Origin of the sequence: Rhizobium sp. NPDC090275 (genome assembly GCF_044772225.1) — a bacterium.
GTDB lineage: Bacteria > Pseudomonadota > Alphaproteobacteria > Rhizobiales > Rhizobiaceae > Rhizobium.
In genome coordinates this window covers 56,057-77,861 of sequence record NZ_JBIVYL010000010.1, presented here as the reverse complement: position 1 = coordinate 77,861, position 21,805 = coordinate 56,057, and the positions used below count along the sequence as shown (strand labels likewise).

Below are 21,805 nucleotides of genomic sequence, written 5' to 3'. Positions count from 1 at the left end.
TCCAAAATCAGATGCGGCTGGTGAGAAGCTTCAGCCCTGCGAAGCAGTAGAAGGCTGCCATGGCGCCTTCGATCCAGCGACGCAGGCTTGAATAGATCTTCAGCGCCTGCGGTGTGGAGAAGAGCACGGCATAGCCCATGAAGACGATGAAGCCCGTCGTCAGGCAGATGCCGACGATCAGGCCGGCAACCGATGCCGGCGCGCCTTGCGGCATGCCCAGCGCAATGATCGCCAGCCATGCGAAGATCGCCTTCGGATTGGTGACGTGAATGCCATAGCCGCGCAGCAGCAACGCGCGCGTCGACATATTCTTTGGCGTCGTGGCCTGCTGGATATCGGGGTTGGCGCGGACGGCCTTGAAGGCCTTGTAGGCGAGATAGAGCAGATAGAGGCCACCGAAGATCTTCAGGATCTCAAGCGCGACCGCGTAGGTGTTGAGGATGGTGGCAAGCCCGAGTGCGGCCGCGCAGGCCCAGGTGAAGGAGCCGGCGAAAATGCCGAGCGAGATCGTCATGCCGGCCTTGCGGCCATGCATCATGGATGTCGAGACGATCGCCATGATGGCCGGGCCGGGGCTGATGACGGCAACGATATAGGCGATATAGGCGGGCAGGATCTGCGGAAGGTAGCTCAGGGTCTCGTGCATGGCGCTTCTCTTGGGAATGGCCGCGCATCGTTGCGGCCTTGCACCAAGTTCTAGGCGCGCCACGTGTCGCTCGGCAAGAGAGCAGAGCCTGAGCGGGCGCCGGAATCTTGTCTCGGTGACGCTTTTTCAGCGATTGCTAACGCTTGTCCGTCTCAGCTCTTGCGCTCGGCGATGAAGCGGGCGGCTTCGACGAGAACCGCGGCACGCTCGCCGTAGGGCTTCAGTAGGGTCTCGGCTTCCTTCACATGGGCTGAAAGCGTCGCCTCGGCCCAGGCCATGCCGTGCAGGCCCACCAGCGTGCCCTTGCCGCGTCCGGCGTCCTTGCCGGTTGCCTTGCCCATGGTGGCGCTGTCGGCGGTCAGGTCGAGGATGTCGTCGGCGAGCTGGAAGGCGAGGCCGATACGTTCACCGAACCGGCGCAATGTCGCGCGGTCTTCAGCCGGGCTGCCAGCCACGATGGCGCCCGCCTCGCACGCAAAGCGGATGAGGGCACCCGTCTTCATCGCCTGCAGCATGATGATGCCCTGTTCGTCCGGCGCCTGCTTCTCCGCGGCCAGATCGAGCGCCTGCCCGCCGGCCATGCCGCCGAGACCGGAGGCCCGCGACAGCGCCAGGATCAGCGCGACCTTACGCGCCTCGTCGAGGTCAGGTGTCGAGGCGATGATGTCGAAGGCGTAGGTGAGCAGGCTGTCGCCGGCGAGAATGGCGGTCGCCTCGTCGTAGGCGATGTGTACGGTCGGCTTGCCACGTCGCAGGTCGTCGTCGTCCATCGCGGGAAGGTCGTCGTGGACGAGCGAATAACAGTGAACGCATTCGAGTGCGGCGCCGATCCGCAAGGCGGCGTCGCGATTGCCGCCGAGCATCGTTGCCGTCTCGACAACCAGAAACGGGCGCAGCCGCTTGCCGCCGTTCAGCACCGCGTAGTGCATGGCCGAGCGCAGGTTTTCCGGACGGGCGATCTCGTCGTCCAGAACCTGTTGAGAAAGCAACGCGTCGAGCACGCCTTCGATCTCACGGGCGTTGGCTGCGAGCCGGCTTTCAAATGTCTTCAGATGCGCGTTCATGCGGCGTTGTTTGGCACGGGCGGGCTTGGGCTTGCAACGGAATTGTCGACAGAGCAACCAAGATTTCCTTTGTGTCTGGCAATGCCAGTTTGCAGGCGGTATGGAGAAGAGGGGAACGAGACTGGGTCAGGGGAATTGGACATCACGCCGGAGACAGACGACAGCATGGCCATGCCGATCCATCGGCGCGCCCTCGTTTGGCTGAAGGGTCGTTCGCTTATGATGCGTATTGTTCTGGCGATCGCCGCGCTGCTTGTCCTGCCCTATGCGCTGATCTTCCTTTACGTGCTGCCCTTCATCCATCCGGTCTCGACCTTGATGCTGCGCGATCTGGTGCTCTTGCGCGGCTATGACCGGCAATGGGTGTCGATCGACCAGATCTCGCCGGTTCTAGTGCAATCGGTGATGATGTCGGAAGACGGGCAATTTTGCTTCCATGGCGGCGTCGATTGGGGCGAGATGCGGATGCTGGTCACCGACACGCTGCGCGGTGAAGCGACGCGCGGCGGCAGCACCATACCGATGCAGACGGCGAAGAACCTGTTCCTGTGGAACAGCCGCTCCTTCGTGCGCAAGGCGATGGAACTGCCGCTGGCGGTGACCGCCGATTTCGTGTGGTCGAAGCGGCGGCTGATGGAGATCTATCTCAACATCGCCGAATGGGGGCCGGGCATCTACGGCATCGAGGCGGCGGCGCGCTATCATTTCAAGGTGCCAGCCTCGAAGCTCACCAGCCGGCAGGCGGCGCTGCTTGCCGTGTCGCTGCCCAATCCGATCGACCGCAATGCCGGCAAGCCGGGTCGCGGCCTGCGCAGTCTCGCCGGCGTCATCGAGCGCCGGGCGCGCAATTCCGGCGAATACATCAGATGCATTTATGACTGACATCAGAAGATGTCGCTGGTGACCCCGGATGTCATCTGGCATGCGTGATCGCACGTATGAGGGATGATGCGCGCGGCCCGGCCGCGCCTGCTTGCAAGGGAGAGATCTTTGGACCGGCTGACGCTCTATATCGGCAACAAGAATTATTCCTCCTGGTCGTTTCGTCCGTGGATCGCGCTTGCCGCGGCTGGCATACCATTCGACGAGGTGCTCGTTCCCTTCGACATGGCGGCCGGCAATCCGCATTTCCGGGCGTTTTCGCCGACCGGGCAGGTGCCGGTGCTGCAGCATGGCGCCACCCGCGTGTGGCAGTCGCTTGCGATCATCGAATATGTCGCCGAACTTTATCCCGAAGCCGGACTGTGGCCGAAGGCGCGCGACAAGCGGGCCGTCGCACGCGCGGTGTCGATGGAGATGCTCTCCGGCTTCAGGGCGCTGCGCAACGCCTGTCCGATGAACATGCGCCGGCCGAAGGGGCGCATTGCGCTCGCTGACGGTGTCATGGCTGATGTGGCGCGCATCGAGACGATCTGGCGGGATCTGCGCGCCCATTCCGGCGGCCCCTTCCTGTTTGGTGAATTCTCCGGCGCCGATGCGATGTTCGCGCCTGTCGTCAATCGCTTCGAGATCTACGATCTGGTGGCGTCGGGCGATACGTTGAGCTATATGGCGGCGATGAAGGCCCTTCCGGCCTGGAAGGCCTGGGAGGATGCGGCGCGCGCGGAGCCCTGGATCGTCGAGGAAGACGAGGTCTGATGAGAGATTCAAGTGAATCTCAAAAAATAAAGCTGGGGACTGGTCAAGCCCCTCCAAGGCATGTATAAGCGCGCAAAATTTCCGAAATCGCGATATGTCGTTTCGGCCGCCAGTCTGGCCGTTGGATGTGTTCGCCTGTGAAGTGGAGTAAGAAAAATGGCTGTACCTAAGAGAAAAACAAGCCCGTCCAAGCGCGGTATGCGCCGCTCTGCTGACGCGCTGAAGGCCCCGACCTACGTTGAAGACAAGAACTCCGGCGAACTGCGTCGCCCGCACCATATCGATCTGAAGACCGGTATGTACCGCGGCCGTCAGGTTCTGACGCCGAAGGAAAGCGCATAATTTCATTATGCGTTCTGCTTCAGCAGAATTCGCAAGGCCGGCCGTGTGCCGGCCTTTTGCGTTTTGGCAATAATATATCGCATGATCACTTGAAGTGACGCGGTGATTTACGGCACTATTCTTCCACCGAGGGAGAATACCGCCACATGTTCACTGCAATTCCGCTGATGGTCGTGCCTTTCATTCTCTATAATCTTGCGATGGTCGGGTTCATGGGCAGCGGCGGACTTCCCGCGCTTCACAATGACCTTATCGTACTGTCGATGATCTCAGGGGCGATCTGGAGCATGTCGCTCGGCGACCTGTTCATCGTCGTCGCACTCGTCGTCCTGTTCTTCGAGATCTTGCGCGCAACGCGCAACGCGCGCGGCAGCCTGGCCAACCACATGCTGTCCATGCTTGTTTTCATCGCGTTTCTGGTGGAGTTCCTGCTTGTTCCCGATGCGGCGACGCAGGTGTTCTTCATCCTTCTGACGATCGCGCTGATCGATGTCGTCGGCGGCTTCGCGGTATCGATCCGCAGCGCCGGGCGGGATGTCTCTATCGGGCTGTGAGTTTCGGCATCTCCTCGAGCCATGGCCAGAGGAGATGCGAAGCGATGGGATCTGGTATCAGAGACTGTCGAGCTTGCTCTGAAGCGCGCGCAGCTGTTCCTTGAGTTCGTCGATGTCCTTGGCCTCGGCCTTGCGGCTTTCCTTGGCGGCAGTCGCCGGCGCCTTGAAGGGTGAGAACATCTGCATGGCCTGCTGAAACATCTCGGTGTTGCGGCGCACCTGGTCCTCGACCATCTGCATCGGCAGCTGCAGGTTCTTGGTCAGCGGCGTCTCGCCGAAGGCGCGCGTCACCTGCTCGCGCATCTGCGTCTGCTGCTCGGTAAAGGCGCGCATGGAGTGTTCCAGGAAGCTCGGAACCACCATCTGCATCTGGTCGCCATAGTAAGTGATCAGCTGGCGTAGAAAGGAAATGGGTAGCAGCGTGTTGCCGGTCTTCGATTCCTGCTCGAAGATGATCTGCGTCAACACGGAATGCGTGATGTCGTCGCCGCTCTTGGCGTCCTGTACGGTGAAGTCCTCTCCCTTCTTCACCATCTCCGCCAGGTCTTCCAGCGTCACGTATGTGCTGGTGCCCGTGTTATACAGTCGGCGATTGGCGTATTTCTTGATTGCTACCTGGCCCTCATTCTTCGCCATATGAATCTCCCAAAGCCCGTCTTATTGTCATTGAAATTCCTCCACTTGGGAGTGTAGACGCAAAATCGGGCCGGTGACAATCTCTTTGTGCGATGCGGCAAGCCCCTTTTAGTGCAAGACAATTCACGCAGCGTAAGTTCTTTCGAAAATTCGCATGTGCTGTCTTGTCGTTTGACTTGGCGATGAAGCTTTGTCAGTTTCAACCTATATGTGGTGGAGCAAACGAGGAGACCTTCATGTCCAGTCCGTCTATCGTCATCGCCAGCGCCGGCCGTACGGCTGTCGGTTCGTTCAACGGCGCTTTCGCCACCGTCGCCGCCCATGAATTGGGTGCCGCGGCCGTCAAGGGCGCGCTCGATCGGGCGGGTGTCGATGCGTCCGAAGTGGACGAAGTCATCCTGGGACAGGTGCTGCCGGCGGGCGAGGGGCAGAACCCGGCGCGCCAGGCTGCGATGAAGGCCGGCGTTCCCAAGGAAGCGACCGCCTGGGGGATCAACCAGCTCTGCGGGTCCGGCCTGCGCGCGGTCGCGCTCGGCATGCAGCAGATAGCGCTCGGCGATGCGAAGATCATCGTCGCCGGCGGCCAGGAATCCATGTCGATGGCGCCGCATGCAGCGCACCTGCGCGCCGGCACCAAGATGGGCGACATGAAGATGGTCGATACCATGATCAAGGACGGCCTGACGGACGCTTTCTACGGCTACCACATGGGCGTGACCGCCGAAAACATCGCCCGCCAGTGGCAGTTGACGCGCGAGGAGCAGGACATGTTCGCCGTCGCCTCGCAGAACAAGGCCGAGGCCGCGCAGAAGGCCGGACGTTTCGCCGACGAGATCATTCCCTTCGTCATTCAGGGGCGCAAGGGCGATGTCACGGTCGATGCGGACGAATATATCCGCCACGGTGCCACCATGGAGGCGATGGCGAAGCTTCGCCCGGCGTTCGACAAGGAAGGGACGGTCACGGCCGCCAACGCCTCGGGTCTCAATGACGGCGCAGCGGCTGCCGTGCTGATGACTGAACAGGAAGCATCGCGTCGCGGCATTCAGCCGCTGGCGCGCATCGTCTCCTGGGCCACCGCCGGCGTCGATCCGCAGATCATGGGCACCGGGCCGATCCCGGCTTCGCGCAAGGCGCTGGAGAAGGCCGGCTGGTCGATCAACGATCTCGACCTCGTCGAGGCCAACGAGGCCTTCGCCGCGCAGGCCTGCGCGGTCAACAAGGACCTCGGCTGGAACCCCGAGATTGTCAACGTGAATGGCGGGGCGATCGCCATCGGCCATCCGATCGGCGCATCCGGCGCGCGCGTGCTCAACACGCTCTTGTTCGAGATGAAGCGCCGCGGCGCCAGGAAGGGACTTGCGACATTGTGCATCGGCGGCGGAATGGGCGTCGCCATGTGCTTCGAAGCACTCTAATAGCCTGCTTTATATCGTGTGATGGTTGAGCTCCGGGGATAGCGGAGCCTTACATATGGGGAGCGGAACATGAGCAGAGTCGCTGTTGTCACCGGCGGTACGCGCGGTATTGGCGCCGCCATTTCACTGGCCTTGAAGAGTGCAGGCTATCGGGTCGCGGCCAATTATGCCGGCAATGACGAGGCAGCCCAAGCGTTTCACGCGGAGACCGGCATTCCAGTCTTCAAGTGGGACGTGTCGAGCTATGAAGCTTGTTCGGAAGGCCTAGCGCAGATCGAGGCTGAGGTCGGCCCGATCGAGGTGCTGGTCAACAATGCCGGCATCACGCGCGACGCGATGTTCCACAAGATGACGCCGCAGCAATGGCACGAGGTGATCAACACCAATCTCACCGGCCTGTTCAACATGACGCATCAGGTCTGGGCCGGCATGCGCGAGCGCAGCTTCGGGCGGATCGTCAATATCTCGTCGATCAATGGTCAGAAGGGCCAGATGGGGCAGGCGAACTATTCGGCGGCAAAGGCCGGCGATCTCGGCTTCACCAAGGCCCTTGCCCAGGAAGGGGCGGCGAAGAACATCACCGTCAACGCCATCTGCCCCGGTTATATCGGCACCGAAATGGTGCTGGCGGTTCCGGAGAAGGTGCTCAACGAGCGCATCATTCCGCAGATTCCCGTGGGGCGTCTGGGCACGCCCGAGGAGATCGCGCGATGCGTGGTGTTTCTGGCTTCGGATGATGCCGGCTTTATCACCGGCTCGACGCTCAGCGCCAATGGCGGGCAGTTGTTCGTCTAAAGCGCATCGCGCTCTAGCGATGCATGCTTAGCGGATCGAGGCGGTATGTTCGGTATCGCTGACGGTCGTCTGGTGCGACGGCTTATGCGGGGTCTTGCTCGTGTCATACGGGTTGAGCGAGGCCGCATAAGTGGCGAGCGCAATCGTCAAGATTGCCGCAGCGCCGATGATCTTTGTCATTGTCTTTCCCTCTCAAGCCGGTCGAGGCATTCCTGATCCCGACCGGTGTCGATATTGGGGCGAATTCGAGGAATTATTCGGTCATTCAACCGTTGGGATGGTGCCGATCTCGGACCTTCACAGGCACGCGGACGCGCACCTGGTTTTCAGTGCGGAGCGCCATTGCTGCCGTTGCGAGAAATGCCGCCGCGATCAGGATGGCGGTTGCCGAATTCAGGATGATCTGGGCCATGATTTTGTCCTCTCACAGGGGCGGCGCATCTGCGTGCCGCCGTTTCGTGAGGGGGAATATGAGCCTGTCGGCCGTTGCCGAATAGACCAGGCTTTAGCGACCGATTGTCAACACTTGGTTGACAATCGCCATTTCACGGTCACGCAGGCTCGCCGCTGATCCAGGTCTGGTTGACCTTGATGCCGTCGGTCATATGCACGAGATCGGCGCGCAGGCCGGGCGCGAGGCGGCCACGGTCATCGAGCTTCAGGAAGCGGGCCGGGTAGAGCGTTGCCATGCGCAACGCTTCTGATAGCGACAGATCGAGATAGGTGAGGCCGTAGCGGATCGCCGAGGCCATATCGACGTCGGAGCCGGCGAGCGTGCCGTCTGACAGCACCAGTCTCGAGCAGAAGGCGCCGGTCTCGCGGCGCACCGTGCGGCCGTTCAGCGTAAAGCTGTTCTCTGTGGAACCCACCAGCGACATGGCGTCGGTGACGAAGAACAGCTTGCCCTCGCCGCGCTTGGCTCTCAGAGCCGTGCGCAGCGCCTTGGGATCGACGTGATGCCCATCGGCGATGATGCCGCACCAGACGGCCGGGTTATCGATTGCCGCTCCCACCAGCCCGGGCGTGCGATGGCCAAGCTGGCTCATGGCGTTGAAGAGATGCGTCACCCCACGGGCGCCAGCGTCGAAGCGCGCCTCGGCGGCCTCGCTCGTGCAATCGGAGTGACCGATACTGACGGTGACGCCTGCCTCGCTCAGTTCGCGCACCTGTCGTGCCGTGACCTGCTCGGCCGCCATCGTCACCAGCAGCGTGCCGATCGCCTCGGCGGCGGCGGAAAGCGCCTTGACGTCGCGGTCGTCAACCGGGCGCATAAGTTCGGCCAGATGCGCGCCCTTGCGGGCAGGCGCGAGATGGGGACCCTCAAGATGGAGGCCGGCCACGCCGCGGTTCGCCTTGACCGCTTCTTTCGCAGCGTCGATCGCGGCGGCCGTGGCTTCACCGGTATCGGTGATCAGCGTCGGCAGCAGCGACGTCGTGCCATAGGGGCGATGGCCCTCGGCGATGCGGTACATGGAGGCGGGCGATGGCTCGTCGTTGAGCATACGGCCGGCGCCGCCATTCACCTGAGCATCTATGAAGCCGGGTGCGAGGATGCCGCGGTCGAGCGTGATCGTTTCGCCATCAGGCAGGTCGTTCAGGCTGGCGATCGTCTCTATGCGGCCGTCTGCGACGACAAGCGCCTTGTCGTCGTGAAAGCGCTCGCCGTCGAAGATGCGGGCGCCGGTAAAGATCTTGCGCGACATCAGACGGTCTCCGTCACCTTCAGGAGGTTCGCCGGCTTGTCGGGGTCGAAGCCCTTGCGGCGCGTGACCGCCTCGATCATGCGGTAGTAGACGAGCAGCGAAACCAGCGGGTCCAGGAGGCCGTTGCCGGTCGTGGGGACGCGCAGGTTGATGCCGGGGAGTTCCTTGGTCGAGAAGGGCACGGTGGTGGCGCCAAGGTTGCTCAGGCGCTCCAGCGCCTTGACGTTGTTGGCGTAAGCCGCGTCATCGGGCGTGAAGGCAAGGATCGGGAAGCCCGGCTGGACGAGGCGCATCGGGCCGTGCATGAGTTCGGCGAGCGAGAAGGCTTCGGCATGCAGGCCGGAGGTCTCCTTGGCCTTCAGCGCCGCTTCGAGCGCGATGGCGAAGGCCGGACCGCGGCCGCCGGTGTAGAGCGAGGTGGCGTTGAAGAGCACGTCTTCGGCGGCAGCCGTATCGATGCCCGATGTGGCGCTCAGCGCTTCGGGAAGCTTTTCAAGGGCTGCCTGCAGGTCGCCACTGGCGCCGATTGCCGCCGTGACGCCCGAGAGGGCCGCCACCGAGGCGATGAAGGACTTGGTCGCCGCGACGCTCTTTTCGGCGCCGGCGTTGAGGTCGAGCACGAGATCGGCCTGCTTGGCGAGCGGGCTGTCGGTGACGTTGACGACGGCAATGGTGGTCGCGCCGCCGCGCTTGGCCGCTTCCTGGAGCGCCACGATATCGGGGCTCGCGCCAGACTGCGATACGGTGAAGTGAATGCCACCCTTGAGGCGCAGCGGCGTGCCATAGACCGACGCGATCGACGGGCCGACAGAGGCCACCGGAATGCCGCAGGTGATCTCGAAGAGATACTTGAAGAAGGTAGCGGCATGGTCGGACGAGCCGCGCGCGGCGGTGGTGACGACGCTTGGCGCGTTCTTGGAAAAGAGCTTGGCGATCTCGTCGAAAACAGGCTTTTCCTTGCGCAGCAGCGTCGCGACCACCTCGGGAGATTGGCCGGCTTCCTGCAACATCAGCGATTGGGTTTCACTCATAGCTCGTCTCCAATTCTCAATTCTGCAACAAAATCATATGCATCGCCACGATAGTGGGAGCGGGTGTATTCAACGACGCGCTGGTCTTCCAGGCGCGATACGCGTTCGATCAGAAGGGCGGGTGCGCCGGCCGCGACGTCGAGCGCTGCCGCCGAGGTCGCGTCGAGCGTGACGGCGGAGAGCTTCTGCAGCGCGCGCACCGGACGGTGGCCGCTTGCCGTCAGCGCGTCGTAGAGCGAGCCTTCGCCGCCGGCGGTGTCATCGAGAAACTTGACGGGGACCACCGAGCGATCGATCGCCAGCGGTAGCCCGTCGGCAAGCCGCAGGCGATCGAGGCGCAACACACGCTCGTCGACGCCGAGGCCCAGCAGGAAGGCTTCCTCCGGCGAGGGCTTGTTGATGGTGCGCGACAGGATCCGCGCCGCCGGCACGCGGCCGCGCGAGCGCATGTCTTCGGAGAAGGACGAAAGCCGCCAGAGCGACTGCTCCATACGTTCCACCTTGGCGGAGACGAAGGTGCCGCTGCCGTGGCGTGATTCCAGCGTGCCTGAATTCAGGAGATCGCGATAGGCGGTGCGCACCGTGACGCGACCAATCTTCAGGGCTTCCGCCAGATCGCGCTCGCTTGGCAGTGCGGCACCGGGCTTGAGAAGCCCCTCATTGATCAGTCCGGTCAGTGTCTGCGCGAGACGGCGATAGAGAGGTCCGCTGCGCGCTGTGTCGCGCAGTCCGCGTGCCTCGATCTCGGCTATCAGACTGGTTCTATCCATGAGATTAAAATAGAACCTCTTTGGAACCAATTGCAAGCGCTAACTTGCATGAAAAAACCCTCGCAGAGCTCTGCGAGGGTTTGATGACATCAGAAGCGGTCGGCTTGCTGCTGTCAGCTCTTGGAGAATATGTAGTCCGTTTCCTGGCGCAGCACTTCGCCGGGGCGCAGAACCGCGTTGGGGAAGCCCTCGTGGTTGATGGCGTCGGGCCAGATTTGGGTTTCCAGGCAGAAGCCGGCGAAGGGGCCGTATTTGCGGCCGCCGATGCCAGGCACCGGCACATCGAGCTTGAAGGCGGCGTAGAACTGGACGCCGGGCTCGGTCGTTCGCACTTCCATCGACACGCCTGAATAGAGGCTGCGCGCGAGCACCACGGAGCGCTTGGCGACACGTTCGGATGAGAGGCAGAAATTGTGGTCGTAGAGCGCCTGGGTGTCGCCCTCGAAGCGCTTCAGCGAGGCCATTTCGCGGAAATCGAAGACCGTGCCTTGCACCGGGCGGATCTCGCCGGTCGGGATCTGGCGCTCGTCGGTTGGAAGATAGCTGTCGGCCGCGATCATGATGTCGTGGCCAAGCGTGTCGTCGCGACCATCGAGATTGAAATAGGCGTGCTGGCAGACATTGGCGATGGTCGGCTGGTCGCTGGTCGTCTCGTAGACGACCGAGAGTTCGCCGTCGCCATGCACGCGGTAGGTGACGAGTATGGTGCAATTGCCGGGATAGCCGCCGCGGCCATCGGCGTCGACGATCTTCAGGACGACGCGGTCGTTGTCATGCTCGACGATCGTCCAGTTGCGCAGCGCGATGTTCTCGAAGCCGCCATGCAGGTGGCTGACGCCGTTTTCGTTGAGGTCGAGCTGATAATTCTTGCCGTCGATCGTGAACTTGCCGCCGCCGATGCGGTTGGCGTTGCGGCCGGGTGTCGCGCCGAAATAGGCGGAATGAGCGGGATAGCTGTCGAAATCATCGAAGCCGAGCGTGAGCGGCGCGTCATGGCCCTCGAGCCTGAGGTCCTGGATGACGGCGCCCCAGGTGATCACCTTGGCGGTCAGGCCGCCGCCCGAGATTTCGACGCGATGGACGGTTTCGCCCGTCTTCGTCGTTCCAAAAACGTCCCGCTTCAATCCATCCGCCATCCTGTTTCCTCCCCGGTTCGCGTCCGCAATTTCGGGCCAGAACCTGCTCTCAATTGAATGAAATCGCAACCGCCGCGATATAAAAAACAAACGCCGCCGGTCAGGTCCGGCGGCGTGTCAAGCAAAGCGAAAAGATCTCAGCCGTCCTCGCCAATATCTTCCAGATTGTAAGGTGTCGTCTGGTAGATTTCGTTGATCCAGTTGCCGAACAGCAGATGCGCGTGGCTGCGCCAGCGGTTCTGCGGCGGGATCGACGGGTCGTTATGCGGGAAATAGTTGTGCGGCATCTTGATCGGGACGCCGGCATTCACATCGCGAAAATACTCGTCACCGAGCGATGTCGAATCATATTCGACGTGGTTGAAGATATAGAGCCGGTTGCCCTTCTTCTCGTGAACGAGGCACACGCCCATCTCGCTCGATTCCATCAGGATTTCCAGCGTGTCGGATTTTTCGATATCGGCGCGGCGCACTTCCGTCCAGCGCGAGACCGGAACCTCGAAATTGTCGGAGAAGCCGTTGAGATAGACCGACGACGGCTTGAGGTTTTTGTGGCGGTAGACGCCGAAGGCCTTTTCCGTCAGCGCGTGCTTGGGAATATCGTGGAAATGGTAGATCGCGGCCATCGCGCCCCAGCAGACATTCATCGCGGAGTGCACGTTGGTGCGCGTCCAGTCGAAAATCTGCTGCATTTCATCCCAATAAGTAACGTCTTCGTATGGAAGCGTTTCGATCGGCGCGCCAGTGATGATGAAGCCGTCGAACTTCCGGTGTTTGATCTCCTCCCAGGTCTGGTAGAAGGAGAAGAGATGATCTTCCGAGGTGTTCTTCGCCTTGTGGTTCCCGACGCGAACAAGCGACAGCTCGACCTGCAGCGGCGAGGCGCCGATGAGGCGCGCCATCTGGATCTCGGTCTTGATCTTGTTCGGCATGAGGTTCAGAAGCCCGATCTGCAGGGGGCGAATGTCCTGACGGATCGCGGCCGTCTCGGTCATCACGCGCACACCTTCCTGAACCAGGGTTTCAAAGGCGGGCAGGGTATCGGGGATCTTGATCGGCATAGCGGTCACTCGATGAAAAAACGAAAATATCGCTATCGGTCCGCACGCGGCCCTTTAGCAACTTCTTTAACGTGGCTGCAAGCCGGCCGGCCAAATCACCACGGAGCGCTCTAAATAGACCCAGTCAGGCCGCGAATCAATGACCGATACGTGGCGTCGCCTATTTGCCGAGGTAACTCGCGCATTACCTGATGCTAGAAACTGTTGCTGGACAGGCTGACTCACGGTGCTATTCAGGGGCTACATACGCGTAAGGAAGCATGATGGCAGAGGACGTCAAAAGCAGACCGAGCATCCAGGGGCAGGACCGGGTAGGGTATGATCTCAGCCTGATCTTCCGCCTCAAGGTGATGTTTTCGGCATTCTGGCATTCCAGGGTGCGCGCGCCGGTGCTCATTCTCTCGACGGCGTTGATCGGGATCATTCTGGCGACGGCCTATGCCACCGTCATCCTCAACCAGTGGAATGCGCCATTCTACGACGCCATCTCGCGCCGCGACCTGCCCGGATTTTTCCACCAGCTGAAGATCTTCGCGCTGATCGCCGGCATGCTGCTTTTGCTCAACGTGGTGCAGGCCTGGCTGAACCAGATGACGGCGCTTTACATGCGCGAGGGGCTGACGCGCGATCTTGTCGACCAGTGGCTGCAGCGCAAGCGGGCGCTCAGGCTCGCCTCCAGCGGGCTGATCGGTGTCAATCCGGATCAGCGCTTGCATGAGGATGCTCGCAATCTGGCGGAAAGCACGACCGGGCTCGTCATCGGCCTGGTGCAATCGACGATCCTGCTGGTGAGCTTCATCGGCGTTCTCTGGGAACTGTCGAGCGGCTTCGTCTTCCGCTTCGGCGAGTACGCCTTTTCCATTCCGGGCTATATGGTCTGGGCGGCGATCTTCTACGCCGCGTCCGCCTCGGTGCTCAGCCAGCTCGTCGGGCGCAAGCTCGTCAAGCTCAATGCGGACCGCTTCTCCAAGGAAGCCGAGCTGCGTTTCGCGCTGATGCATGCCAACGAGAATATTCCGGCGATCACGGCTGCGCGTGGCGAGGAGAATGAACGGGGGCGGATCAACACCGATATCAGCGCCGTTCTCGCCGTCATCAAGAAGCTGGCGATGGCAAACGTCAACCTGACCTGGGTGTCGGCTGGCTACGGCTGGCTCGTCGTCGTCATTCCGATCATCGTGGCCGCACCCGCCTATTTCTCCGGTGGCCTCACCTTCGGCCAGCTGATGATGTCGGTCGGCGCGTTCAACCAGGTCAACACGGCGCTGCGCTGGTACGTGTCAAACTTCGGCCCAATCGCCGAATGGCGCGCAACCTTGATGCGCGTCACCGATTTCCGCCAGGCATTGACCACCATGGGCGACGACGTCGATCTCAAGGAAACGATCGCCTATGAGCGCAGCGCGCCGGGTACGCTGACGCTCGAGGATGTGACGATCGCCACCAAGATGGACGAGGAGATCGACCAGTGCGGCGGCTTCCGCCTGCATGAGGGCAGCGTCACCATCAAGGCCGGCGAGAAGGTGATGATCAACGGCGATCACAACGTCAATCGCAAGCTGTTGTTCCTGGCGATGTCGGAGCTGTGGCCGTGCGGCAGCGGCAAGATCGGCCTGCCACCCACCGACGACATGCTGTTCGTGCCGCAATCGGCCTATATTCCGGGTGGTACTTTGCGCGAAGCGCTGGCGTTTCCCGCAGCCGCCGACACCTACAAGAACGACGATGTGGTGGCCGCGCTCGAAAAGGCGGGGCTGCACAATCTCATTGCTCGTCTGGACACGCGCGCGCGCTGGGACAAGCTGCTCGATGCCGATGAACAGCGGGCTATCGGTTTCGCGCGCCTCTTGCTGGTTCGGCCACAATGGATGGTCTTCGACGAAGTGCTCGAGGGTATGGAGCCCGAGTGGCAGTCGACGATGATGAAGGTGCTCGAGGCGATGCCGGATGCGACGATGATCTATATCGGCCGCTCCGACGCCTATATCGAGGCCTTCCATCCACGCGTGCTGCATCTCGAAGCACTTGCCGCGAAGCCCGACGAAAACAAGGTGGCGGACAAGGCGCCGAACACGCCGGCGCCTGCGCTCTGATCGTCTCGATCGGGATCACATCGGTGGAACGATGCCGTTGGTGCCGACCGTGACCTGTGCCGCAGAGACCGTTCCGTCCGCTGCCTTCTCGCCCATGACGATGACATGCGCGCCCGGCGTCAGGTCCGACTTCTGCGCGGCGGTGAAGGTCACGATCGGCGTATCGTCCGATATCGAGATGGTCTTTTCCTTGCCCTGATAGGTCAGCGTCACGGTGTGGCCATCGACGGATTTGACTGCCTTGGCAACGGTCGCATTGGTCATGCTGCTGTTGGGCTTCAGATCCCAGGGGCGGCTGCCTTCGCCGGTGCCTTTCATGGCTGCCGGAAAGATCAGAACCTCAAGCGCGCCATCGCCGCCGTCCTGTTTGGGCAGCGAGGCGATGCCGACGAAATCGCCCGGCTTGATGTCTTCGACCGACGCCTTCTTGATGCCGCCAACCTTCCATTCCGGCTTCAACGCAATGGTCTGGTCGGCGCCCTCGCGGGTCTTGACGACGAGCGTGTCGCCGCTGAGGCTGGCGATATCGCCACGGACGCGCACGCGCTGGGCGTCAGCCGCCGATGTGATCTGCGACGTGCTCAGAAGAATGCCGACGGCAAGCGCCGCGACATGGCTGGTAATCAGATAGCGAGACATGGGTTTTCTCCTCTTGGCTCCGGGGGCGGGAGCCTTCGGGAGCTTAGGCACGAGGTCTCGGCGCTGGCCAATCAATGAAATGTGAGGGTTTCCGGCTCGGAGACGGGAACTATCTGGCAAGATATCGCCAATGGGCAGGAGAGCTTGAATGCCGGAGGAGAGCCTTGCGGATTTGTATCGCGCCTATATCGGCTGCCTGAATTCTCAGGATTGGGAAAACCTCGGCACCTATGTCGGGCAGGATGTGCGCTATAACGGCCAAGTGGTTGGCCTGGATGGCTATCGGCAGGCGCGTGAGGCCGAGTTTCGTGCGATCCCCGACCTCCATTTCGACGTCCGGATTCTGATCGCCGATGACACCACGGTGGCCAGCCGGCTGAATTTCAACATCAGCCCGCAAGGCACATTCCTTGGGCTGCCCGTCAACGGCAGGCGGATCTCGTTTTCCGAGAACGTGTTCTACGAATTTACCGACGGCAAGATCGCAAACGTGTGGTCGATCGTCGACAAGGCGGCGATCGAGGCTCAGCTTTCGACGGCGTAGAGGGCGATCAGCCCTCCAGCTCTTCCCGGAGCATCTCGAGCTCCAGCCACTCCTCTTCCATCTTCACCAGGCTGTCGCGGAATTTCTCCATCTCGGCGGCCAGGCGGTTGAAGGTCGTGGGGTCCTTGGAGAAGAGGTTGGGGTCGGCCATCTTTTCCTCGCGCTTGGCGATCTCGGCTTCGGCCTTGGCCATTTCTTTGGGCAGGTTTTCGAGGGCGAACTTCTGCTTGAAGGAGAGCTTTCCCTTGCCCTTGGGCGCTTCGGCGGCCGGTGCCGCGTCCTGCGCTTTCGCCTTTTCGGCTTTCTCCGCCTTCTTGCGCTCGTCGGCGGCACCCTTGCGCTGCGCCAGCATGTCGGAATAGCCACCGGCATATTCGATCCAGCGGCCATCGGGCGCATCGGGAACAGCAGGTGCGATCGTCGAGGTCACGGTGCGGTCGAGGAAGTCACGGTCGTGGCTGACGAGGATGACGGTGCCAGGGAAGCCGGCGACGACCTCTTGCAGGAGGTCCAGCGTCTCGATGTCGAGGTCGTTGGTCGGTTCGTCGAGGATAAGCAGGTTGGATGGCCGCGCCAGCATGCGGGCGAGCATCAGGCGGGCGCGCTCGCCGCCAGAGAGGTTCTTGATCGGCGTGCGGGCCTGCTCCGGCTGGAACAGGAATTCCTTCATGTAGCCGGTGACGTGGCGCTGCTCGCCGTTGACAAGCAGGTTCTCGCCGCGCCCGTCGGTCAAGTAGTGCGCCAGCGTGTCCTCGGGGTTCAGATCCTCGCGCTTCTGGTCGAGCGTTGCGATCTCCAGATTGGTGCCGAGCTTGATGATGCCGGTATCGGGGGGCAGCTGGCCGGTCAGCATTTTCAGAAGCGTCGTCTTGCCGGCGCCGTTCGGGCCGACGAGGCCGATGCAATCGCCGCGATGAACGCGGATCGAAAACGGCGTGACGATCGGGCGCTCGCCATAGGTCTTGGTGATCTTGTCGGCTTCGATGACGAGCTTGCCGGATTCCTGCGCGTCGGAAACGGTCGCCTGAACGGTGCCCTGCGGACCCTTGTGGCCGCGATAGCTGGCGCGCATCGTCTGCAGTTCGCCGAGGCGGCGCATGTTGCGCTTGCGGCGGGCGGTGACGCCGTAGCGCAGCCAGTGCTCTTCGCGCTCGATCGCCTTGCCGAGCTTGTGCTGCTCCATCTCCTCGGCTTCCAGAACCTGGTCGCGCCAGGCCTCGAAATGGCCGAAGCCACGATCGAGGCGGCGCGAGGTGCCGCGGTCGAGCCAGACGGTGGCGGTGGAGACCTTTTCGAGGAAGCGACGGTCGTGCGAGATCAGCACCAGCGCGCTGCGGGTCTTCTGCAGCTCGCCTTCCAGCCATTCGATGGTGGGGAGATCGAGATGGTTGGTCGGCTCGTCCAGGAGCAGAATATCGGGCTCGGGCGCCAGAACGCGGGCAAGGGCCGCGCGGCGCGCTTCGCCGCCGGAGAGGTTCTTCGGGTCTTCCTCGCCGGTGAGGCCGAGATGCGAGAGAAGATAGGTGACGCGGTATGGATCGTCGCCCGGTCCAAGCCCCGCTTCCGCATAGGCCTGCACGGTGCTGTAGCCGGCGAAATCGGGCGCCTGTTCGAGATAGCGCACGGTCGACGACGGATGGCGGAACACTTCGCCGGACTGCGCCTCGACCATGCCGGCGGCGATCTTCAGGAGCGTCGACTTGCCGGAACCGTTGCGGCCGACAAGGCAGATCTTGTCGCCGGGCTCCACCTGCAGGGCAGCGCCCGCCAGAAGCGGCGCGCCGCCGAAGCTCAGGAAGATATCGTCGAGTTTAAGGATAGGGGGCGCCAAAAATCAGACTCCGGAAAGATCGTAAGGGCGGGCGAGCACGATGGCGCGGCCGCTTTCAAGCGAGAAGCGCACGGGGCCTTCCGCGACATTGGAAATGGTGCGCGACGAGCCGAAGGGCAAATGGAAATCGCTGAGCGGGTAGCGGGCGTTCTCGATGAAGAGGCCGTTGAGTTCGCTGAAGGCGGGCACGGAAAACAGGCTGTTCTTCGGCAGGTCGAGCGTGATGCTGCCCGCGATCAGCGGCACGGCTTCTTCCGTGCCCGAGGTCAGGAGTACATCGAGGCCGGTTTCTGCCAGACTGACGGCGTAGAGCAGGTGCTGCAACGCGTGGTCGGAACGGTCGCCAGAGAGGGCGCCCACGAGGATCAGCCGTGTCGCGCCACGCGCAATCGCTTCCGACACGGCGATCTCGCCGTCGGTGGCGGCCTTGGCGGCGGGGTAGGGCTTTCTCGGGATGTCCGAGAATGCGGCCGTCAGATCATCCGGCGTGGAATCGAAATCGCCGACCCAGAGCTCCGGCCTGACACCGAGCGCCAGCGCGTGCCGCATGCCACCATCGGCCGCGATGAAACGGCTGCCGGAGACGGCGACGCGAAGGCGCTCCGTGATGTGCAGCTCGCCGCCGAGCAGGATGGTGAAGGTGGATTGGCTCATGGGCATTGCCCATAGCGCAAAGCGGAGGAAAAGGGAAAGGGCGCGGACAGGGTTTGTCCGCGCCCTCTGGCGTTTCTGCGATAAAGGTTGGGTTTAGAAACGGTAGGTCACACCGGCGCCGATCAGCCAAGGATCGAGCTTGGCCTTGCCGGTCATGTCGGCGCCGCCGACGTTCACGTTGAAATCGGGACGCAGAAAGATCTTCTTGACGTCGACGTTGAGGCCCCAGTGCTCGTCGAACATGTAGTCGAAGCCGGCCTGGAGCGCGACGCCGAAGGTGTTGTCGATGTCGAGGCTCTGGGCGCTCTTGCCCTTCTCGTTGTAGAAGATCGTGTAGTTCAAGCCGGCGCCGACATAGGGCTTGAAGTTGCCGAAATCGTTGAAGTGATACTGCAGCGTGACGGTCGGCGGCAGCAGCCAGGTCTTGCCGACATCGCCGAGGCTTTCGATCGAACCCTTGCCGGTGACGTTGGCGAATGTCGTGCCGAGGATGAGCTCGGCGGCGATGTTGTCGGTGAAGAAGTAGGTGACGTCGAATTCAGGAACGACGGTGTCCGAGTAGGAGAGATCCGATCCCGCGACGCCGCCAACGTAGCCGGAATCCTGGGTGATGACGCCAAGCGCGCGCAGGCGGATCATCCAGGGGCTCTGGCTCTGCGTTGCTTCCTGAGCCGCGGTCGGCTGGGTCAGGTCGGCGGACATGGCCGGATGGGCAGCGGCAACCAGAACGACGGCAGCGAACATGCCCTTTAGTTTTGCCAGGCGGCGTTTCATTCGAATCTCTCCTAGGTTTATGGTCAGGGGGAGTTCTATGAAACGCTGTCGGGTAACCGTTTGATTCAGATCAATCTCTCGTTCTATTTTCCAGCTTTTGGTGCCGCGGGCAAATGTTTGTCACGCATGGCGAAAACGCGCTCGAAGCCGGTCATGTACCGATCAAATAGCTCGGCGAAGTTTTTGGCGTCCGCAGACGACCAGTCGGAGACGACATCCTTGATGATCGCGAGCTTTTGAGATTTCAGTTCCGTGAGCAGGCTCCAGCCGGATGGCGTGATCACCACCAGGATCCGCCGGGCGTCCTGCTGAGATGCCGCGCGTTCGAGAACACCGCGGCCGACCATGTCGGCGACAATGCGGCTTGCGCGGGACGGATCGATGCGCATGGCCTCGGCAATCGTCCCCACGGTCACCTCGCCATTCCTGCGGGCGAGCTTGACGGCTTCGAGAACATCCAGATGCGAAAGCTCCAGATCCGGAGCCACCTTTTCGATGGCGAGGCGGGCAATCAGTCGTCGCCCCGTGATCATGCGCATACGGCTCATGCTTTGGCCGATATGGGCGATATCATCCTCGGTCGGCGTGGTGTCTGGGGCGATTTGCAAACTATCTGTCATGGGACGGAGGATAACAGAAGCGATCGGGGAGGAAAATATGCTGATGTCATTTATATGACGTTGACATTTATATGCTGACAGCACATAAATTGCGCCGAAACCTGAAAGATCGCCCCCATGAATTCACAGATCGCCGCGCAGCCGCTGGTGACCGACCCTCGTCGCCGGCTCATTCTCTTTCTCTTCCTGATGGCCGCCCTTTTCATGGCCACGCTCGACAACCAGATCGTTGCCACCGCTCTGCCCACCATCGTCGGTGAATTCGGGCAGATCGAGCGGTTCGGCTGGATCGGCTCGGCCTATCTGCTGGCCGTCAGCGCCGTCATGCCGCTCTACGGCAAGCTCGGCGACCTCTTCGGGCGCAAGTACGTGATGATGGCGGCAATCATCATCTTCACCGTGGGCTCGACGCTGTGCGGTCTGGCCGTGTCGATGGATACGCTGATCGCGGCGCGCGTGCTGCAGGGCCTCGGCGGCGGCGGCATCATGGTGTCGATCTTCGCCGTCAATGCGGACCTGTTCGAGCCGCGCGAGCGAGCGAAATACCAGAGCTATTCCAGCCTCGTCCTCATGGCTTCGGGGGCAATCGGCCCTGTCCTCGGTGGCGCGATGAGCGATATGTTCGGCTGGCGCTCGATCTTCCTCGTCAACGTGCCGATCGGCGCGATCGTGATTGCCGGGCTGGCCTTCATGCTGCCCTACCGCAAGCCGAACCGCCGCCCGAAGATCGATTACGCCGGCGCGTTGCTGCTGGCGATGACCACCAGCTGCATCGTGCTCGCCGCCGATGGCAGCCAGCTCTTCGGCTCGCTGGTGGCGCCGGGCAATCTTGGCATCATCGCGCTCGGCATCGTCTGCGCCATCGCCTGGGTGCTGGTGGAGCGGCGCGCCGCCGAGCCGATCGTTCCGCTGTCGCTGTTCCGCAACCCGACATTCGGCCTGCTGCTGGTCATGTCGGTGATGAGCGGTGCGATCGGTATCGGCATGGTCAACTACTTCGCGCTGTTCCTGCAGACGACGACGGGTCTTTCGCCATCGGCGGCCGGCGCGCTCTTCATTCTGCTCACCGGCGGCATCGTATGCGGCTCGCTATCGGCCGGGCGGATGATCTCGGCGACAGGGCGCTACAAGCCGTTTGCGATCGCCAGCCTCTCCGTCAGCGCCGTCGCCTTCGTCCTGCTGTCGCAGGTGCATGCCGGAACGCCGGTGCTGATCATCGGCGCGATCATGGCGATGCACGGCATCGGTATCGGTCTTGCGCAACAGGTGCCGATCATCGGCGTGCAGAATGCGGCGCCCGCCCGCGATGTCGGGGCGGCGACCGGATCGGTAACGCTGTCGCGCATGGGCGGCGCCTCGATCGCGATCTCCATCTACGGCGCCATCATCGGCTCGCAGCTCGGCCGCACGGGTCTATCGATCCCCGGCGTCGAGAATATCGAGCAGCTGACGCCTAAGATGATGGCGGCATTGCCGGAGGCGGCGCGCCAGGCGGTGGCGGATGCCTATGCCAGCGCCTTCGTGCCCCTGTTCATGACCTCGTGCCTCATTGCCTTCATCGGGCTTGTGGCGGCGCTGATGCTGAAGCCGGTGCAATTGCCGCGCACAGGTGGGACGCCCGCGAAAGCCGCCGCCGAGGCCGCCGAATAGCCCACGAACCCGGCTGACGAACCCTGGCCGACGTCCGCTCTTGCCAGACGCCGGCTACGGATATACACCTTGCGACGCTCTAACGGGGTGCCTTGTATCTTCCCAGATACTTGGCTGAGAGGCTTGCAAAAGCCAACCCGCGGAACCTGATCCGGCTAACACCGGCGGAGGGATTAGACGCGTGACACCAGGCACCGCCCTTTTCC

24 protein-coding genes and 2 riboswitches are annotated in these 21,805 nt (G+C 62.3%); of the genes, 9 read left to right on the top strand and 15 right to left on the bottom strand.

Translation table 11 applies throughout. The features are described from left to right. Positions 1-7: 7 nt before the first annotated feature. Positions 8-646 (bottom strand): LysE family translocator, encoded by a 639-nt coding sequence (locus ACIQUB_RS23485; RefSeq protein ID WP_113238174.1) that lies wholly within the window; start codon positions 644-646, stop codon positions 8-10. Between the two features lie 152 nt (positions 647-798). Next, positions 799-1,710 (bottom strand): polyprenyl synthetase family protein, encoded by a 912-nt coding sequence (locus ACIQUB_RS23480; RefSeq protein ID WP_113238173.1) that lies wholly within the window; start codon positions 1,708-1,710, stop codon positions 799-801. Positions 1,711-1,845: 135 nt separating this feature from the next. Here ACIQUB_RS23480 and mtgA point away from each other — a divergent pair, with 135 nt between their 5' ends. The 4 genes from mtgA (at position 1,846) to ACIQUB_RS23460 (ending at position 4,244) form a co-directional block, all read left to right on the top strand. Further along, positions 1,846-2,592, top strand: coding sequence for a monofunctional biosynthetic peptidoglycan transglycosylase (gene mtgA, locus ACIQUB_RS23475; protein ID WP_183795299.1), 747 nt, complete (start codon positions 1,846-1,848; stop codon positions 2,590-2,592). A 108-nt stretch (positions 2,593-2,700) separates the two neighbouring features. Further along, entirely contained in the window at positions 2,701-3,348 is a 648-nt protein-coding gene (locus ACIQUB_RS23470; RefSeq protein ID WP_113238172.1) for a glutathione S-transferase family protein, read from the top strand. A gap of 156 nt (positions 3,349-3,504) precedes the next feature. Further along, on the top strand, positions 3,505-3,690 hold the full coding sequence (rpmF, locus tag ACIQUB_RS23465; RefSeq protein WP_003543812.1) for a 50S ribosomal protein L32: 186 nt from the start codon (positions 3,505-3,507) through the stop codon (positions 3,688-3,690). A gap of 146 nt (positions 3,691-3,836) precedes the next feature. Then, on the top strand, positions 3,837-4,244 hold the full coding sequence (locus ACIQUB_RS23460) for a hypothetical protein (RefSeq protein ID WP_047508975.1): 408 nt from the start codon (positions 3,837-3,839) through the stop codon (positions 4,242-4,244). 57 nt (positions 4,245-4,301) lie between these two features. Here the strand turns inward: ACIQUB_RS23460 and phaR are convergent, their stop codons facing one another. Beyond that, the gene (gene phaR / locus ACIQUB_RS23455) at positions 4,302-4,880 is read right to left on the bottom strand and encodes a polyhydroxyalkanoate synthesis repressor PhaR (RefSeq protein ID WP_018901844.1); all 579 of its coding nucleotides are present in this window, start codon (positions 4,878-4,880) and stop codon (positions 4,302-4,304) included. Between the two features lie 236 nt (positions 4,881-5,116). On the opposite strand from phaR, the gene ACIQUB_RS23450 reads away from it, so the two are divergent. Beyond that, on the top strand, positions 5,117-6,298 hold the full coding sequence (locus ACIQUB_RS23450) for an acetyl-CoA C-acetyltransferase (protein WP_113238171.1): 1,182 nt from the start codon (positions 5,117-5,119) through the stop codon (positions 6,296-6,298). Positions 6,299-6,367: 69 nt separating this feature from the next. Next, positions 6,368-7,093, top strand: coding sequence for a beta-ketoacyl-ACP reductase (locus ACIQUB_RS23445; protein WP_113238170.1), 726 nt, complete (start codon positions 6,368-6,370; stop codon positions 7,091-7,093). 27 nt (positions 7,094-7,120) lie between these two features. Here ACIQUB_RS23445 and ACIQUB_RS23440 read toward each other — a convergent pair whose 3' ends face one another. The 7 genes from ACIQUB_RS23440 to metA form a co-directional block, all read right to left on the bottom strand. Beyond that, a complete protein-coding gene (locus tag ACIQUB_RS23440; protein WP_018901847.1) occupies positions 7,121-7,273 on the bottom strand; it encodes a hypothetical protein in 153 nt (50 codons plus the stop codon). A gap of 85 nt (positions 7,274-7,358) precedes the next feature. Beyond that, on the bottom strand, positions 7,359-7,505 hold the full coding sequence (locus tag ACIQUB_RS23435) for a hypothetical protein (protein ID WP_018901848.1): 147 nt from the start codon (positions 7,503-7,505) through the stop codon (positions 7,359-7,361). Between the two features lie 139 nt (positions 7,506-7,644). Continuing rightward, positions 7,645-8,796, bottom strand: coding sequence for an N-acetylglucosamine-6-phosphate deacetylase (nagA, locus tag ACIQUB_RS23430; RefSeq protein WP_113238169.1), 1,152 nt, complete (start codon positions 8,794-8,796; stop codon positions 7,645-7,647). Further along, the gene (locus ACIQUB_RS23425; RefSeq protein ID WP_113238168.1) at positions 8,796-9,827 is read right to left on the bottom strand and encodes an SIS domain-containing protein; all 1,032 of its coding nucleotides are present in this window, start codon (positions 9,825-9,827) and stop codon (positions 8,796-8,798) included. The genes nagA and ACIQUB_RS23425 overlap by 1 nt, the downstream gene beginning before the upstream one ends. Then, a complete protein-coding gene (locus ACIQUB_RS23420) occupies positions 9,824-10,597 on the bottom strand; it encodes a GntR family transcriptional regulator (protein WP_112942684.1) in 774 nt (257 codons plus the stop codon). Before ACIQUB_RS23420 ends, ACIQUB_RS23425 begins: the two co-directional genes overlap by 4 nt. Positions 10,598-10,710: 113 nt before the next feature. Continuing rightward, positions 10,711-11,733, bottom strand: coding sequence for an aldose epimerase family protein (locus ACIQUB_RS23415; protein WP_113238167.1), 1,023 nt, complete (start codon positions 11,731-11,733; stop codon positions 10,711-10,713). A 137-nt stretch (positions 11,734-11,870) separates the two neighbouring features. Then, complete coding sequence (metA, locus tag ACIQUB_RS23410; RefSeq protein ID WP_018901853.1) at positions 11,871-12,794, bottom strand: homoserine O-succinyltransferase; 924 nt, start codon at positions 12,792-12,794, stop codon at positions 11,871-11,873. A 34-nt stretch (positions 12,795-12,828) separates the two neighbouring features. Next, positions 12,829-12,906, bottom strand: a riboswitch (SAM riboswitch). A 151-nt stretch (positions 12,907-13,057) separates the two neighbouring features. Here metA and ACIQUB_RS23405 point away from each other — a divergent pair. Next, a complete protein-coding gene (locus ACIQUB_RS23405; RefSeq protein ID WP_113238166.1) occupies positions 13,058-14,887 on the top strand; it encodes an ABC transporter ATP-binding protein/permease in 1,830 nt (609 codons plus the stop codon). Positions 14,888-14,902: 15 nt separating this feature from the next. On the opposite strand, the gene ACIQUB_RS23400 is transcribed toward ACIQUB_RS23405, so the two are convergent. Then, complete coding sequence (locus ACIQUB_RS23400; protein ID WP_047508956.1) at positions 14,903-15,526, bottom strand: DUF5666 domain-containing protein; 624 nt, start codon at positions 15,524-15,526, stop codon at positions 14,903-14,905. A 148-nt stretch (positions 15,527-15,674) separates the two neighbouring features. Here ACIQUB_RS23400 and ACIQUB_RS23395 point away from each other — a divergent pair, with 148 nt between their 5' ends. Further along, on the top strand, positions 15,675-16,070 hold the full coding sequence (locus tag ACIQUB_RS23395) for an ester cyclase (RefSeq protein WP_113238165.1): 396 nt from the start codon (positions 15,675-15,677) through the stop codon (positions 16,068-16,070). 7 nt (positions 16,071-16,077) lie between these two features. Here ACIQUB_RS23395 and ACIQUB_RS23390 read toward each other — a convergent pair whose 3' ends face one another. From ACIQUB_RS23390 to ACIQUB_RS23375, 4 genes are all read right to left on the bottom strand, one after another. After that, complete coding sequence (locus tag ACIQUB_RS23390; RefSeq protein WP_113238164.1) at positions 16,078-17,901, bottom strand: ABC-F family ATP-binding cassette domain-containing protein; 1,824 nt, start codon at positions 17,899-17,901, stop codon at positions 16,078-16,080. Between the two features lie 3 nt (positions 17,902-17,904). Then, a complete protein-coding gene (locus ACIQUB_RS23385; protein WP_402932754.1) occupies positions 17,905-18,561 on the bottom strand; it encodes a thiamine diphosphokinase in 657 nt (218 codons plus the stop codon). 87 nt (positions 18,562-18,648) lie between these two features. Then, positions 18,649-19,329 carry an OmpW family protein gene (locus ACIQUB_RS23380; RefSeq protein ID WP_113238162.1) on the bottom strand — a complete coding sequence of 227 codons (681 nt, stop codon included), beginning with the start codon at positions 19,327-19,329 and terminating at the stop codon, positions 18,649-18,651. 83 nt (positions 19,330-19,412) lie between these two features. Continuing rightward, on the bottom strand, positions 19,413-19,949 hold the full coding sequence (locus ACIQUB_RS23375; RefSeq protein WP_113238161.1) for a MarR family winged helix-turn-helix transcriptional regulator: 537 nt from the start codon (positions 19,947-19,949) through the stop codon (positions 19,413-19,415). A 117-nt stretch (positions 19,950-20,066) separates the two neighbouring features. Here ACIQUB_RS23375 and ACIQUB_RS23370 point away from each other — a divergent pair, with 117 nt between their 5' ends. Further along, positions 20,067-21,599: an MDR family MFS transporter gene (locus ACIQUB_RS23370; RefSeq protein ID WP_402932750.1), complete on the top strand. Its 1,533-nt coding sequence runs from the start codon at positions 20,067-20,069 to the stop codon at positions 21,597-21,599. 73 nt (positions 21,600-21,672) lie between these two features. Beyond that, positions 21,673-21,789, top strand: a riboswitch (TPP riboswitch). The last annotated feature ends 16 nt before the right edge of the window (positions 21,790-21,805 follow it).

Bases quoted from the DNA above. Each gene is read 5' to 3' on its own strand.
- ACIQUB_RS23485 (WP_113238174.1), bottom strand. From the start codon at position 646: ATGCACGAGACCCTGAGCTACCTTCCGCAGATCCTGCCCGCCTATATC.
- ACIQUB_RS23480 (WP_113238173.1), bottom strand. From the start codon at position 1,710: ATGAACGCGCATCTGAAGACATTTGAAAGCCGGCTCGCAGCCAACGCC.
- rpmF (WP_003543812.1), top strand. From the start codon at position 3,505: ATGGCTGTACCTAAGAGAAAAACAAGCCCGTCCAAGCGCGGTATGCGC.
- ACIQUB_RS23460 (WP_047508975.1), top strand. From the start codon at position 3,837: ATGTTCACTGCAATTCCGCTGATGGTCGTGCCTTTCATTCTCTATAAT.
- phaR (WP_018901844.1), bottom strand. From the start codon at position 4,880: ATGGCGAAGAATGAGGGCCAGGTAGCAATCAAGAAATACGCCAATCGC.
- ACIQUB_RS23450 (WP_113238171.1), top strand. From the start codon at position 5,117: ATGTCCAGTCCGTCTATCGTCATCGCCAGCGCCGGCCGTACGGCTGTC.
- ACIQUB_RS23445 (WP_113238170.1), top strand. From the start codon at position 6,368: ATGAGCAGAGTCGCTGTTGTCACCGGCGGTACGCGCGGTATTGGCGCC.
- ACIQUB_RS23440 (WP_018901847.1), bottom strand. From the start codon at position 7,273: ATGACAAAGATCATCGGCGCTGCGGCAATCTTGACGATTGCGCTCGCC.
- ACIQUB_RS23435 (WP_018901848.1), bottom strand. From the start codon at position 7,505: ATGGCCCAGATCATCCTGAATTCGGCAACCGCCATCCTGATCGCGGCG.
- nagA (WP_113238169.1), bottom strand. From the start codon at position 8,796: ATGTCGCGCAAGATCTTTACCGGCGCCCGCATCTTCGACGGCGAGCGC.
- ACIQUB_RS23425 (WP_113238168.1), bottom strand. From the start codon at position 9,827: ATGAGTGAAACCCAATCGCTGATGTTGCAGGAAGCCGGCCAATCTCCC.
- ACIQUB_RS23420 (WP_112942684.1), bottom strand. From the start codon at position 10,597: ATGGATAGAACCAGTCTGATAGCCGAGATCGAGGCACGCGGACTGCGC.
- ACIQUB_RS23415 (WP_113238167.1), bottom strand. From the start codon at position 11,733: ATGGCGGATGGATTGAAGCGGGACGTTTTTGGAACGACGAAGACGGGC.
- metA (WP_018901853.1), bottom strand. From the start codon at position 12,794: ATGCCGATCAAGATCCCCGATACCCTGCCCGCCTTTGAAACCCTGGTT.
- ACIQUB_RS23405 (WP_113238166.1), top strand. From the start codon at position 13,058: ATGGCAGAGGACGTCAAAAGCAGACCGAGCATCCAGGGGCAGGACCGG.
- ACIQUB_RS23400 (WP_047508956.1), bottom strand. From the start codon at position 15,526: ATGTCTCGCTATCTGATTACCAGCCATGTCGCGGCGCTTGCCGTCGGC.
- ACIQUB_RS23395 (WP_113238165.1), top strand. From the start codon at position 15,675: ATGCCGGAGGAGAGCCTTGCGGATTTGTATCGCGCCTATATCGGCTGC.
- ACIQUB_RS23385 (WP_402932754.1), bottom strand. From the start codon at position 18,561: ATGCCCATGAGCCAATCCACCTTCACCATCCTGCTCGGCGGCGAGCTG.
- ACIQUB_RS23380 (WP_113238162.1), bottom strand. From the start codon at position 19,329: ATGAAACGCCGCCTGGCAAAACTAAAGGGCATGTTCGCTGCCGTCGTT.
- ACIQUB_RS23375 (WP_113238161.1), bottom strand. From the start codon at position 19,949: ATGACAGATAGTTTGCAAATCGCCCCAGACACCACGCCGACCGAGGAT.
- ACIQUB_RS23370 (WP_402932750.1), top strand. From the start codon at position 20,067: ATGAATTCACAGATCGCCGCGCAGCCGCTGGTGACCGACCCTCGTCGC.